Source organism: Paenibacillus sp. FSL E2-0177, assembly GCF_037992975.1.
Taxonomy (GTDB): domain Bacteria; phylum Bacillota; class Bacilli; order Paenibacillales; family Paenibacillaceae; genus Paenibacillus_AQ; species Paenibacillus_AQ odorifer.
Genome location: NZ_CP150307.1, coordinates 5,172,004 through 5,186,215 on the forward strand (window position 1 = coordinate 5,172,004; position 14,212 = coordinate 5,186,215).

Here is a 14,212-nt window from a genome sequence, read left to right on the forward strand (position 1 = left end):
AACAGATCAACAAAAAAGTTTACACTTTGAATGAAGTAACGAACCACGGAAAGGAAACCTGCTAATGTTGCGCTCCTCCTACACCATTCGCTCGGAAGAACAAGCTTCTATGCTTCTGTTTGATTCTATTGGCTGGGAACAAGCCGAGACTCCGGCATATTCATTCAACGGCCAGAACCGGACGGAGAGAAGTTGTGTTATTTTTCAGTACACCTTATCTGGAGAGGGTAGAATTGAAATAGACGGGGTTGTTCACCCATTAACGAAGGGCAAAGCTTTCCTAGTGACTGTCCCCAGTATACACAGATATTATTATCCGGAGGAAGGTACAGAGCCCTGGGAATTCATTTGGCTGAATGTACGAGGACCTCTAGCTATTTCACTCTGGAACCAGCTGATCGCACATGGCGGTCCTATTATAGAACTCCCTCAGGAATCGGTTCCGATAGATTTATTGTGGAGTATGTTCAAGGACATCCAGGTTGATGAAGAAAGAGATTTGCATTTTCTAACGGGGAAAGCCTTTCAGTGGATATTGTCCATGGAGAAATACCTCAAGAAACCGAGTTTGTTAACCACCTATATAAAAAATGACAAACTCCATGCCGCTATACAATTCATGAAAAATGATCTGCACAATAATAACCTTAGCTTAGACGATGTCGCCGCACATGTTGGAATTTCTAAACATCATCTTTGCAGGCTATTTCAAAAAAACATCAATCTCTCGCCCTTTGAGTATTTAAGAAGGAGACGGATCGAGCTGGCAGCATCTATGCTGAAAACAACAGATCAGACGATCTACCAGATCGCTGTGGACACCGGGTTTGACAATGCCAGCTATTTCGGCAAAGTTTTTCGTTCCTACTTTGGAGTTAGCCCCTCCACTTACCGCGAGCAGGACCTAGAGTTCCTGTCCAAACATGTGTTTTTTGAAAATTGATGTTGCTAGGCATATCTATTCGGCTTCGATAGAGCTGAGTGGCAGGCGTGGCAGGCGTGGCAGGCGTGGGGTGCTAATTCGGGGCCGGTGGATGCAAGTAGCAACCATTCAGATATGGTGGTGCCAACTCACAAGCACCCTCCCCCGCTTTCGGACCCAGATGAAGCTATTTGCCAATTTTTCGTCTTTTGAGTACTGTTTCGGACTCCAGTGCAGCTATTCCTTCGAAAGAGGTGCATATTAGGTGCTTTTCGAGCCAATAGCGACTATGCGGTCCGATAAAACTCCAAATGTGTGAAAAGAATGCGGTTAGCGGCATCTGAGTCCTATAGCACCGTGTTGGCTGAGTAAGTAACTTGCAAGGCGTACCAATTCGCGTACGCTAGCCCACGGCTAGGGAAGAAACTTGCTAAACACCCAAATTCGCGTACGGCAGCCCCCGCCTAGGTAAACATCCTGCTAAACACCTTAATTCGCATACGAAAGCACCGAGTCACCCCCCTCTACCGCCGCTTTCGGACTCAGATGACGCTATTTGCCAATTTTTCGTCTTTTGAGTACTGTTTCGGACTCCAGTGCAGCTATTCCTTCGAAAGAGGTGCATATTAGGTACTTTTCGAGCCAATAGCGACTATGCGGTCCGATAAAACTCCAAATGTGTGAAAAGACTGCGGTTAGCGGCATCTGAGTCCTATAGCACCGTGTTGGCTGAGTAAGTAACTTGCAAGGCGTACCAATTCGCGTACGCTAGCCCACGGCTAGGGAAGCAACTTGCTAAACACCTTAATTCGCGTACGAAAGCACCGAGTCCCCCCCTCCACAGCCGCTTTCGGACTCAGATGACGCTATTTGCCAATTTTCCGCCTTTTGAGCACAGTTTCGGACTCCAGTGCAACTATTCCTTCGAAAGAGGTGCATATTAGGTACTTTTAGAGTCAATAGCGACTATGCGGTCCGATAAAACTCCAAATGTGTGAAAAGACTGCGATTAGCGGCATTTGAGTCCGATAGCACCGTGTTGGCTGGGGAAGCAACTTACATGGTGCACCAATTTGAGCCCGCCGACTTCGAGTTATAAACACTCAATTCCAGTGGCGTCAAGCTACTTACAAGGTGCACTAATTCGCGTACGGCAGCACCTGGCTAGCAAAGCATCTTGCTAAACACCCTTATTCGAGCCCGCTATCCCCGGCTAAGGCTAGGTAAACATTCTGCTAAACACCCCATCCAATAACAGCTTCGGGCGCGCAGCTAGTCACAAAAGAACTCAAAAAAGGAGAAAAAAAAGGAAGGTGCTCAGCAGCCAATGGCTTTTGGGGCACCCTCCTTTTTTGATTAAACTTCTCTAAGCACGAAAAGTAGGCTTCTGAAATCGCCCTCAAGCTGTGGAAGCGTGAGTCCGAAGTGCATCAGCTCATCCCCTCTGTATACTCCGCCGTTAAGCTCAAGCTTATACGATTTCGCAGGGTCGAGTCCTTTCAGACGCAATCTGCGCAACGGTGGATTAGGCCCGGCCAGAACTTGGAAGTAGGTGGCGAAGGCTTCTTTTTTATCAGCGGAAACAAACATCCATGCCGTCTCGTTTCCTTCAAAAGGACTAAGCAGTCGATAGAAATCACCGTACTGAATCAGCATTCTCAGTTCCTTGTACTCCGAAACCTGCTTGCGGATATCCTCGCGCTCAGCTTCAGTAAGCTTGGTCAAATCCAGCTCGTAGCCGAAATTACCCGACATCGCGACATGACCACGTGTCTCCAAAGGTGTAATACGATGTACCTGATGGTTAGGAACAGCCGACACATGGGCACCCATTGAACTCGCAGGATACACCATACTTGTTCCGTATTGGATCTTCAATCTTTCCACTGCATCCGTATCATCGCTAGTCCAGGTCTGTGGCATATAATACAGCATTCCCGGGTCAAATCGTCCGCCCCCGCCGGAGCAGCTTTCGAACAAAATATGAGGGAAACGGGAAACGATACGTTCCAGCACATCATAAAGTCCAAGGATATAACGGTGTGCCGTTTCACGTTGACGTTCGGCTGGAAGAAGCGCTGATCCAATCTCCGTCATATTCCGGTTCATATCCCATTTCACATAAGTAATCGGAGCGGATGATAATACCGAGCTAACTGACTCGACGATATAATCACATACATCCTTACGGGATAAATCCAGCACTAGCTGCTGGCGGGCTAATGAACTTTTATGCCCAGGTACATGGAGACACCAGTCTGGATGTTCACGGTAAAGATCACTTTCAGGCGATACCATTTCTGGCTCGAACCATAATCCGAATTCCATGCCCATTGCCGTGATATCTTCGCCTAGCTTTCCAAGACCTTCAGGCAGCTTGCGACGATCCTCTACCCAATCTCCCAGGGAGCTGTCGTCGTTATCACGTTTGCCGAACCAGCCGTCATCCAGCACAAACAGCTCTAGGCCTAGCTCTTTTCCTGCTTTAGCAATTTCTTTGATTTTATCCGCATTAAAATTAAAATAAGTCGCTTCCCAGTTGTTGATCAGAATAGGACGCTTGCTATCGCGGAATTCACCTCTGCATAACCGGGTCCGATACAGACGGTGATAGGTTCTCGATAAACCGCCAAGCCCTTCACTGGATCTTACTAATACTGCTTCAGGTGCCTGAAAGGATTCGCCCGGTTCAAGCAACCACTGAAAGTTGAAAGGTTGAATACCGATCCCTACTCTGGAAATTCCGTATTGATCCACTTCTGCTTGGGCGAGGAAACTCCCGCTATACACAAGGCTGAATCCATAAACTTCGCCATGGTCCTCTGTCGCATCTTTTGCAAGCAAGGCCATAAAAGGATTCTGCTGATGGCTGCTGGAGCCGCGTTTGCTGTCAATCCGCTGGATGCCAGGAACGAGGGGTCTTTTGTGAATATGGCGTTCTCTAGTCCAAGTACCGGATAATTGCAGCATGTCATAGTCAGAATCATGGAAGTCAACATTCGCGCTTAATACTCTTTTCAAAACCAGATTGTCCTTACCCAGATTCTCAATCCGCACGGAACGTGTTATAACATCCTGATCGTTAAATACGGTATAGCTCAAGGCAGCGATCAATCCTGTTTTATCATCTTGCAGTATAATTTCCAAGGTCTCTGCTTCTTCATCACTTTCAACATAAGTAGCAGGCAGACCTTTGAGTGCAGGTTTTCCTTTATTAATGGTGTAGCTCTTATAACGGAAATCCGTTACGGTCGTGCCATCTACTAGGTGAACCTCCAGTGCCGGTTCGCGGAAATCCCCGTTTCCATAGGAAGGGAATTCGCTTGGCAAGGTGTCGAGGGAGATATTTTTATCCTCCTGCAAATAAGTTGGGCTAAAAGAGCAACGTTCCACCAAATTCAACGGGTGTTGAAATTCTCTCCCTGCCAATTGTGGGCCCCAGTAAACATGCGCTGGAATAACACCTTTGATCATTTCAATAATATAGCTGGATTTCTCTGACTGTAAATGAAACACCTTGCGGTTGTCGTCATAATAAATACCCATAATATGTTTGCACTCTCCTTAAGGTAGCTCAATAGAACGTTTATTGTTTGTAGTTAATGCTTCTTCGAAGTCTATTTTAGAGTGAAATGGAAGGGTATACAATCTTAATATCTATACCTATTATAGTAAAATATTGATCTATCTATACACAGGATCTAAACCACTAGAATATATATCATCAAACTGTCATTTGGAGATTGGTAGCCTAGGATATAGTAGGAAAATAACCTTTTGCTTAAATATCAAAGACGGAACGTACAGTAAGCTGGGCACGCAGTTCCTCAGCCGTAGCTGGTTTGTCGAGATCTTTTTTGGCAACCGTAACGATTCTTGAAATGCCAGCTGACAGGTCGAAATAGTTATCACTGAAGATCGCATCTCTTTCCTTGAAATCAAGTCCAACGAAACGGGCATATGCTTTTGACTTCACAGTAATAACGAATTGTTCTGCTTCCTCTGTGACTACGGCTTCAAGCTCAGGATCAACAAAGCTGAAGTGTTTCGGCTTAACGAACAAGACGGTTCCCCCGCTTATCGTCTCCCCCTCTACCTCAAATACATATTCCAGATAGGCTTCACGTTTCTTCTCTTTTGTATCCAAGACATGACCAAAATCAAGCCGATCGAACTCGGCACTGCTTAAAGCCTCAATCTTCACCGACTTCGCACCTTCCATTAGAACCTCTGATGTCGGAGTAAGCAGTCTCCATCTTAATTCACCGCTCACTTTCTCTCGGCTCTCATTAGAGACATGCAGGCAAACTACGGTTCCTTCGTCATGTGCAGAAGCAAGAACTGGAGCAAAAAAACGTCTAGCCGTATAATGCATTGCTTTCCACCGGCCATAATAATCGATGCTAGACCAAGAGGCAACCGGCCAACAATCGTTCAACTGCCAATACAATGCGCCCATGCAGCGCCCTCTATGTCTACGCCAATGCTCTACGCCACAGCGCATGCCTTCGGCTTGGATAAGCTGGGACGCATAGAGAATAGATTCAAAATCCTTCGGATATTTGTAGGTCTCGCCGATATAATAGAGAATTTTCTCATTTCCGGTATTGTTCTTTTGGTGGGACTCCATGACATAGGAGAAAATATTGCGATCCTCCGGCAGCGTAAAGGATTCAATCGTCTTCAAGCTTGGGAAGGATTGCAGGCCAAACTCAGACATATAACGCGGATAGAGCTTCCGGTAATCGGTAAAAGGCTCCTTGCCATGCCAAACTCCCCAGTAATGCATGTCTCCATAGTTCTCGTCATTCGGCTTATCAAAGCTTCCTTTAGAGGAAGGAGAGGCACGCCAGTAAAAGGTATTGGGATCAACTTCCTTAGCGATAGCCGGCAGAAGCACTTCATATTGCTTGATATAGTCGGCCTTTAGCTGGAGCGAATAATGATTCTCCCAATCCCAATCGACCCAAGCCATCTCCTGTTCGTTGTTGCCACACCACAAGCCTAACGATGCGTGATGGCGCAGGCGCTTCATGTTGTCGATCGTCTCATGTGTGATATTGTCCTCAAAAGATTCTGTCAGAGCATAGATTCCACAGGCATACAGATGATCCTGCCAGACAATAAGCCCATATTCATCGCATAGATCATAAAAATAATCGTCAGGATAATAACCGCCACCCCATACGCGAATAGTATTAAAGTTAGCAGCCACGCAGCTTTGGAGCAGGCGATCCGTGCGTTCCATAGTCACGCGAGGCAGAAGATTATCTTCCAGAATATAATCAGCACCTGTAGAAAAGATAAGCACGCCGTTGACTTCAAAAGCGAATGATTGTCCCCACTGGTCTTCTTCCTGCTTCACAGAAATCGTTCTTAATCCAATCCGCAGTTCTCGACGATCCAGCTCCTGTCCCTTCTGTAACAGCACAACCTCGACGTTATACAGGGGTTGTGCACCCAGATTATTCGGCCACCACAGCTCTGGCTCGATAATTTCCAGTGTAATATGATGATCTTCTCCGGCAGTTTCGAACACACGACGTTCAACGGCCACACCTGCTGGAGTGTGAACGCTGACTACGATTTCCCGTTCAACCTCCTGCCAGCTCTCTGTTCTTACCCGAACATCCAGAGTAACCTTATCCGGCTCGTGAAATTGTGTAATATAAACATCGTCAACACGGGCACTGTCATACCCCTGAATGGAGAGACTTCTCCAGATTCCAAGATCGGGTAGCTTCGGACCCCAGTCCCAGCCGAACATGGAATGTGCTTTGCGCAGATGGGATATTCCCTCCACTGCATCAGCACAACTGCTAAGCGGCAGCTCCGCTTGCTTCCGCAGAGCAAATTCCACTGGGGAACGAAAAATCGCGTGAATGGTGTTATCGCCTTGCTTCAACACTGACTTAATGTCCACTTCATACGTCCGGTGCATATTATCACTGTTCAGAATGTTAGTTCCATTCACAAAAAGCTCGCATAACGTATCCAGCCCCTCACACAGCAGAAATACGCAGTCATGCTGTAACACTTCAGCTTCCACTTGAAAGCAACGCTGATATTCGTAATCGTCATTGGATAATTCCAGAACCTCATATTCCTGCTCACGATAGAACGGATCCGGCATTTCTCCGGCATTCAATAAATCGTGATAGACAGAACCTGGCACACTAGCCTCCAGCCAACTCGGCTCATGCAGACGTCTCATTTTCCATTTTCCATTTATATCTACAAGATGCATTTTCTCCGCCTCCAAAATGTGCTATTTTGCCTTCTTATAGATCAAGTCTATCAATAATATCTTTATATTTCTTGTGTTGTGTTCTCGATAATCATGTGCTATTTTAACATCACTAATACCCTGGAGGACGAACATGCTCAAATACACCGAGGCAAGCCATATGAATCCTGAACTACTAGCAGACCCTTTCTGGGTGGAGTCCTTAAGTCAGGTATCTCCAGAGCATACGCATGATTTCTATGAATTTTTCATTCTCACAGAAGGCAGATGTCAGCATATTGTTAACGGGACAGCGCAGCTGCTTCAGACGGGCTGCCTTGTCTTTATTCGGCCCAGTGATACCCACAGATATGAAGCAGATGGTGATAGCGATTGCCGTTTCCTGAACATTCCCTGCCGCAAAAGCCTCATTGAAGATGCTTTAACTTATCTGAATGAAGAGGAGTTTTTGCACGGATTGCTGAACACGCCTCTCCCCCGAATCGCCATGTTATCTCAGCTGGAAATGGCTAGTTTCATCCGTTCTATGGAACGCATTCGAATCCTATCAACCCTAGACAAGGTTAAGTCCCGGATTTTTCTAAAAGGCCTGCTCGTCGATACACTCACCCAGCATTTTTTCTCCGCAGAGACAGTCGCTCAACCAGAATTCCCGCTCTGGCTAGAGCATGCCATAACCAAAATGCATTTAAAGGATAATTTGCACCGTGGACTTCATGCCTTGTACGAGCTGTCAGGGAGAAGCGCCGGCCATGTGAACCGTGCCTTCCGGCAATACTTGAACCAGACACCTACGGAATATATCAACCAGCTAAAGCTCAATGTAGCCCGCAACCTACTGCTCACTACCGAGCTGCGTGTGGTCGATATCGCTTTGGAATCCGGCTTCGAGAATGTCAGTCATTTCTATCATCAATTCAAAAAATTCTATCATCAAGCCCCGCTTGATTTCCGCAGGAATGCACATGTTAATCGGCTGGTTTAGTTTTTTTATACAACAAAAAAAGCTTCCCTCTGCTGAAATGCAGAGAGGAAGCTTTTACATAGATAAATATATTATTTTGAGTTCCACAATTCCATACGTTCGCTATACTTCTGATTGAAGATTTCTTCTACTTTTTCATCCCCAGCTTTTTTCATATCCGCAAGCATCTTGTCGAATGTAGAATTGGCTTCGGCTTCAGAAGGAGCGATGATTACTCTCGTAATGCTTTGGTCCATAATATCTTTTACTTTTTGCGCGGTCAGCGCTTCAGGCGTTCCGCCGTCAGGACCTAAGTTATCAAATTCTGCTGTATCCCATACAGAATCTCCAAGGCTCTTAATGGCCATTTCGTCAATTTCACTACGTTGGTATTTAACGGCCATATCGTATGGCTGTTCATTGGCATCCAGACCATTTTTAACAAACCACAACCATTTACGAACACCACTCTTCTTCACAGCATCGTCCCAGTTATCCTTGAAGCTTTGCAGGAATGCAGGGTCTGGTTGTCTCTTTCCATCCACCATGGTGTACTGCTCGCCTTCCTTACCCCATAGCAGCAAATGTTGTCCTTCGTCACTCGCTAGGTAGTTGAACAGCTTGATAGTTTCTTCAGGGTGTTTGTTATTTTTCGTAATGGCAATAGCATCCCATCCAAGTGAGCTTCTTGGTCCGAATGTTGTTTGGGAGGTCTCTGTGCCTGGTGCTACAACCTTGTACGGGAAGAACTGATTATCATCTCCGCCATCCTTCTTCAGAGTACCATTTGCGTTACCTGGGTCCCAGTATGCGCCTGGTGTGGAGAACACTGCGCCGGTAGCCAGCTTTTGAATCCAGGTTTGTGTTTTGCTGATGGCAAATTCTTTTTCGATTAGACCTTCTCTATACAGACTGTTCACATAAAGCAGCATCTCGCGATACTTTGGATCCTTAACATCATATTGTAATGTTCCATTATTATCGTAGTAGGTTCTCAGACCCCACATCCCTTTAAATGTACCCAGGTTGGCGCCCATATTTTCACCGTTCATCGTCATTGGAACAGTTTCTTTTCCATCAATTGTCTTGTTTTTCTCTTTAAAATTCTTTAAAAGTGCTTCAAACTCATCCGTTGTGAGTGGGGTGGAGCCATCTGCCTTATCTGGAGCCAGGTCAGCAACCAGATTTTTTCTCATCAGCATACCGAAAACAGGATCACTATCCAGGCCATACCAGTTAGCTAGGTAATAGTTTTTTCCATCTTTATAACGTGTTTTGATCAATGTGTCGCCGTACATTTCTTTAATGTCTGGTCCACTTTTCTCAATTAACTCATCGAGCGCTATAAATGCGCCACTTGTAATGTATTTATCGAGAGAAGCATCACCCCGGCTCATTACAACTACATCTGGATAGTCACCGCTGGCTAGCATCAAGCTCAGCTTTTCCGTAGGATTACCCGTTGGCTGCTGTATTGAGATCGAAATGCCCGTTTTTTTGGTGATTTCTTGCGCAATAGCATCAGTGAAAGGCTCACCCTTGGTATTTGAATCAAACCAGGTCAATGTAATCGGCTCTTGTTTTTTATCGTCTCCGGCCGTTTGGTTTGTATTGTTTTTTCCATCATTTGAAGCACAACCCGCTAATACACCAACGGCTAATGCTGCAGTAATACTCACGTTCAACCATTTGTTTTTCTTTATCATAGACACCCTAATTCCTCCCATTAAGTAAGTTACTTCATAAGTCTATCAAGCAACCAAGCAAGTCTGTCCGCTCACCCCCCTTCAGGGCCGCCATTTATTTAATCATATTAACTCTTAACCGCTCCCAAAGTCATACCCTTAACAAAGTACTTTTGCAGGAATGGGTATACCAGTACGATAGGCAATGTTGCCACCATCGTCGCTGCCATCCGGATAGTATCACTTGAAACCGCATTCCGCTTAGCCGAGTTAGCTAGCATTTGCGATTGCGATACCATGCCTCCGGTTTGGAATTGGCTTAATATTTTTACGAGTACGGCTTGTAAGGTCTTTAAGTCAGAACTATAGGTAAACGCATAGGAGTCAAACCACGAATTCCAATGTGAGATTGCCTGAAAAAGTCCTACAGTCGCAAGCACGGGTGTGGTCAAAGGTAGAACAATCCGGAAGAAAATCGTCAGGTCATTCGCCCCGTCTACCTTCGCCGACTCCTCGATCTCACCAGGCAGCCCCTCCATAAAGGTACGGACAATAATCATATAGAAGACATTCATCAGCCCTGGCAAAATAAATACGGAAAACGTGTCAATCATATTCAGCGCTTTAAGCACCATGTAATAAGGAATCAGTCCGCCTCCAAAATACATCGTGAAGACAAAATATAGATTCCATCCTTTACGTCCCATCAAATTCCGGCGGCTTAGCGGATAAGCAAGCATCGTAATGACAAGGACAGATAGCGGCGCTCCAATTACGGTACGTTTGACAGTAACCCATAAGCCATTCAAAATCTCGCTATCTTTTAAGATTTGACTGTAGCTATCAAAGGTGAGGACTCTGGGCCATAAATAGACGCCACCACGTACGGTATCCTCAGCAGCATTTAATGAAAGAACGAGAATATTCCAAAAAGGCAGAAAGGTAACTAACAACACAAGTATAAGAATGAAATAAACTATAAATTTAAAAATATGATCCCCGTATCTATTCGAAATCATCACAAGCGCTCCTCTCTTTTTCGTGTTTAGAACAACGCTTGGTCGTTCACTTTTCTAGAAATACGATTCACAATTACAACAAGTATAAAGGCAATCACGGATTTAAATACCCCAACGGCCGCCCCGTAGGAGAACATGCTGTTTTGTAGCCCGTATTTATATGCATAAATATCGATAACCTCTGAATACTCAAGCACGGTATTGTTTTGCAGCAGGTATTGTTGTTCAAAGCCCGCATTCAAAATGCCTCCGACGGCTAGAATCCCTAAAATAACAATGGTTGGACGCAAGGCTGGCAACGTAATATGCCACATTTGCCGAAAGCGACTGGCTCCATCCACTCTTGCTGCTTCGTAGAGCTCTGGATTAATAGCGGAAATTGCAGCAAGATACATAATGGCGCTGAAGCCCATTTCCTTCCACATGTTAGACAAAGCGATAATCCACCAGAATAGTGGTCCATTTTGTAGAAAAGCAACCGGTTCCTGAACAATGCCCAACGTCACCAGTAAATTGTTAAACATCCCATCGGAAGCCAGCAGCGTAATCACGATGTTTGCAGCGATAACCCATGAGATAAAATGCGGCAGATAAGAAACCGTCTGTACAAATCTTTTGAAAAATCCCTGCCTAGCTTCATTCAGTACAAGTGCGAGTATGATCGGCGCTGGAAATCCGAATAACAAGGTCAGCAAGCTTGTAGCGAGCGTATTACGCATTACACGGTAGAAATCTCCGGTAGTAAAGAAATACTCAAACCACTTGAAGCCTACAAACTCTGCATGGAAAAATTGTTGAAAAAACGTTCCTCCGCCCGGCTGATAATTCGTAAACGCCATATACATCCCAAACATAGGACCATAAGAAAATAGCAATGTCGCAATTAAGGCAGGCAGCATCAGCAAAAATAACCATTTCTGCTCTTTTAATCTGTACCACAGATTATTGCCTCTGACTGTTTTGATAGCGCTTGCTTTATGCATCAAATACCCTCCCTTTTTATTTAGTGCAGCATGTCGAGCCACATCTCGATTCAACTTCTCTCCTATTCATCTTAAGTCCGCAACAGGTGGCTTTCTATACTTCAATCCTCCGAATGATAGCGCTTTTTAAAGGAGTTTCGGCAGATTCGAGCATTGGATTTCGATATTTAGTCTGCTATGATGAACATGGCAAACAGCGAATTTACAGTAAAGAAGGGACTTCTTCTATGCGCCATATATATAGGAAATATATTTATATGCCTTTTATTGATTTGAGCTTTCGTTCCAAGCTGTTCAGCGTATTTGTGCTAGTGACCATTGTTCCGATGATGCTTTTCGCCTACCTTTCCTACGAATTAACAAAATCAAAATTAACGGATCAGATTTACAGCAATATGATGAATTCAACAGCTCAGATTAATAAAAATTTGGAAAACAAGCTGGACAGCTATGAACATATTTCAGCTTCCATCTACCTGGATAACAGACTTGCCAGCTACCTCACGAGTGAATACCAGGATGATCCTTCTTATCTGGATGTCTATCAATATATAGGCAACCGCATGGACACGATAATGACTGCCTATCCTGATTTTGATAGCGTTTTCATTTATTCGGACAATGAATCACTTCCCAAAGATGATTACTATATCAAGCCGGTAACAGCTGAGGTTAAAGAGACCGAGCTGTTCAAGCAGCTTCAGCAGTCACACGGGAATATCATTCATCTGTCCTCACCGCAAACCGAAGATAGTCCGGCCATGTTTACCTTAGCAAGATTTTTGAACAATAACCGCAATCAATATCCCTACGGTATTCTGGTCTTCAGAATCTCCGAATCGGTAATCTATTCTTTAATGGAGGAAGAAGCGGGCGGGAAAGATATTTTTATTATTAATGACAAAGGGCTTATTCTCTCAGCAGCAGACAAGCACTTATTAAATACGAGCCTGCCGGAATTGCTTGATCAGAAATTCGATGAATCGCCATCGGGCAGATTTGACACAACTTACAAAGGGGTAAAGGCTTTCGCCGTCTATAACACGCTCAAAAATGGATGGAAAACGGTGTCCATCTTCCCTTATGACAGCATTATTCAGGATGCTAAATCACTCTCAGATCTGATTATCAAAATCTCACTGGGCTTTATTGGCGTGGCCCTCCTGCTGATTTACATTACGGCGTCGCTATTCAGCAAGCGTATCCGTACTTTAATCCGGATGATCCGCCGCCTGGAACGGGGGGATTTCAATCATAGTACAGAAGAACATTTGGGAAATGATGAGATTGGCCAGCTGCATTTTGCCTTCAAGCAAATGACCACCCGGCTCAAAAGTCTCATTACCGAGGTGTATCAGAAGGAGCTGCAGAGCAAGGAAGCCGAGCTTGACCTGCTGCAAGCGCAGATCAACCCTCATTTTCTGTACAACACACTGGGCTCCATCTCATCGCTTGCCCTAAAACATCAAGATACCCGTATACAAGATTTGGTGCTTCATCTAGCCAAGTTTTATCGAATCTCCCTGAATAAAGGGAAAAGTATATTGACCATCCACGAGGAATTAAAGCTGACCCAGAGCTACAACGCCATTCAGCTAATCCGCTTTAAAGGACAACTGAACATTACCTACAAAGTAGATGAAGCGATTCTGCCTTACTCTACAGTCAAACTTGCCTTACAGCCTTTTGTGGAGAATGCAGTGCTGCATGCCGTGTGGAGTCAAGAAAGTCCGCTGAATATTCATATCAAAGGTGTCATGGAAGCGAACGATATTATTTTGTCAGTAATCGATGATGGCATGGGGATGAGCCGCGAGACGCTCAGTTCTTTGCTTGAGGATAAGCCTGGACGAGGGTACGGAATCACTAACGTTGATCGCCGCATCAAACTGAAATTTGGTGAGCACTACGGCGTTAAAGTGTTTAGCAGACTAGGAATAGGCACCACTGTGCAGATTCGTTTACCCCAAAAAGAGGTGTAGGAGCGGTGACGAGGGGATTCTCCATTGCGGGGATCGTTTGGCTTGCTTCTCCTTGGATATGATGGGATCGATGGGATCGATGGGATCGTTTAGATCGCTCGGTACTATTTGCTCCCTGCTCATTCGTATCGGACCGAGGGGACCTTATTTCGATGATTCGGGGCATTTTGCTCGACTATCGGACTCAGATGCAGCTATTGACTCATTTACACAATAATTCCGGACAATTTTATAGCAATAAGAGCTATACAGTCCGATACCTTTGTAGAATAGCTCAAATATCCGAAATAGCTGCAATACGGTCCGATGTGTTCGACTTTGCGCGGGATTCTAATTTGACGGAGTGTGTTCTACTTATGCTCCCTCCTCATTCGCATCGGACCGAGGGTACCTTATTTCGATGAATCAGG

Annotated in this window: 8 protein-coding genes; 3 read left to right on the forward strand and 5 right to left on the reverse strand. The window is 45.0% G+C overall.

The genetic code is table 11. The annotated features are described in order from the left end of the window. Nucleotides 1-64: 64 nt before the first annotated feature. Nucleotides 65-943 (forward strand): AraC family transcriptional regulator, encoded by an 879-nt coding sequence (locus MHI25_RS23200; RefSeq protein WP_340394427.1) that lies wholly within the window; start codon nucleotides 65-67, stop codon nucleotides 941-943. Between the two features lie 1,335 nt (nucleotides 944-2,278). On the opposite strand, the gene MHI25_RS23205 is transcribed toward MHI25_RS23200, so the two are convergent. Both MHI25_RS23205 and MHI25_RS23210 read right to left on the reverse strand, forming a co-directional pair. After that, entirely contained in the window at nucleotides 2,279-4,468 is a 2,190-nt protein-coding gene (locus MHI25_RS23205; protein ID WP_076279238.1) for an alpha-galactosidase, read from the reverse strand. 235 nt (nucleotides 4,469-4,703) lie between these two features. Next, nucleotides 4,704-7,169: a glycoside hydrolase family 2 protein gene (locus tag MHI25_RS23210; RefSeq protein ID WP_076187615.1), complete on the reverse strand. Its 2,466-nt coding sequence runs from the start codon at nucleotides 7,167-7,169 to the stop codon at nucleotides 4,704-4,706. A 133-nt stretch (nucleotides 7,170-7,302) separates the two neighbouring features. On the opposite strand from MHI25_RS23210, the gene MHI25_RS23215 reads away from it, so the two are divergent. Then, the gene (locus MHI25_RS23215; RefSeq protein ID WP_076128941.1) at nucleotides 7,303-8,154 is read left to right on the forward strand and encodes a helix-turn-helix domain-containing protein; all 852 of its coding nucleotides are present in this window, start codon (nucleotides 7,303-7,305) and stop codon (nucleotides 8,152-8,154) included. A 71-nt stretch (nucleotides 8,155-8,225) separates the two neighbouring features. Here the strand turns inward: MHI25_RS23215 and MHI25_RS23220 are convergent, their stop codons facing one another. The 3 genes from MHI25_RS23220 to MHI25_RS23230 all read right to left on the reverse strand — a co-directional run bounded on the left by MHI25_RS23220 (nucleotide 8,226) and on the right by MHI25_RS23230 (nucleotide 11,820). Beyond that, nucleotides 8,226-9,839 (reverse strand): extracellular solute-binding protein, encoded by a 1,614-nt coding sequence (locus MHI25_RS23220; RefSeq protein WP_038574721.1) that lies wholly within the window; start codon nucleotides 9,837-9,839, stop codon nucleotides 8,226-8,228. Between the two features lie 107 nt (nucleotides 9,840-9,946). Next, complete coding sequence (locus tag MHI25_RS23225) at nucleotides 9,947-10,837, reverse strand: carbohydrate ABC transporter permease (RefSeq protein ID WP_036683186.1); 891 nt, start codon at nucleotides 10,835-10,837, stop codon at nucleotides 9,947-9,949. A 26-nt stretch (nucleotides 10,838-10,863) separates the two neighbouring features. Beyond that, nucleotides 10,864-11,820 (reverse strand): ABC transporter permease subunit, encoded by a 957-nt coding sequence (locus tag MHI25_RS23230; protein ID WP_051491272.1) that lies wholly within the window; start codon nucleotides 11,818-11,820, stop codon nucleotides 10,864-10,866. Between the two features lie 257 nt (nucleotides 11,821-12,077). Here MHI25_RS23230 and MHI25_RS23235 point away from each other — a divergent pair, with 257 nt between their 5' ends. Next, nucleotides 12,078-13,802: a sensor histidine kinase gene (locus MHI25_RS23235; protein ID WP_175617405.1), complete on the forward strand. Its 1,725-nt coding sequence runs from the start codon at nucleotides 12,078-12,080 to the stop codon at nucleotides 13,800-13,802. The last annotated feature ends 410 nt before the right edge of the window (nucleotides 13,803-14,212 follow it).

What these genes read in the sequence shown, in the direction of transcription:
- MHI25_RS23200 (WP_340394427.1), top strand. Translation starts at nt 65, where the DNA reads ATGTTGCGCTCCTCCTACACCATTCGCTCGGAAGAACAAGCTTCTATG.
- MHI25_RS23205 (WP_076279238.1), bottom strand. Translation starts at nt 4,468, where the DNA reads ATGGGTATTTATTATGACGACAACCGCAAGGTGTTTCATTTACAGTCA.
- MHI25_RS23210 (WP_076187615.1), bottom strand. Translation starts at nt 7,169, where the DNA reads ATGCATCTTGTAGATATAAATGGAAAATGGAAAATGAGACGTCTGCAT.
- MHI25_RS23215 (WP_076128941.1), top strand. Translation starts at nt 7,303, where the DNA reads ATGCTCAAATACACCGAGGCAAGCCATATGAATCCTGAACTACTAGCA.
- MHI25_RS23220 (WP_038574721.1), bottom strand. Translation starts at nt 9,839, where the DNA reads ATGATAAAGAAAAACAAATGGTTGAACGTGAGTATTACTGCAGCATTA.
- MHI25_RS23225 (WP_036683186.1), bottom strand. Translation starts at nt 10,837, where the DNA reads ATGATTTCGAATAGATACGGGGATCATATTTTTAAATTTATAGTTTAT.
- MHI25_RS23230 (WP_051491272.1), bottom strand. Translation starts at nt 11,820, where the DNA reads ATGCATAAAGCAAGCGCTATCAAAACAGTCAGAGGCAATAATCTGTGG.
- MHI25_RS23235 (WP_175617405.1), top strand. Translation starts at nt 12,078, where the DNA reads ATGCCTTTTATTGATTTGAGCTTTCGTTCCAAGCTGTTCAGCGTATTT.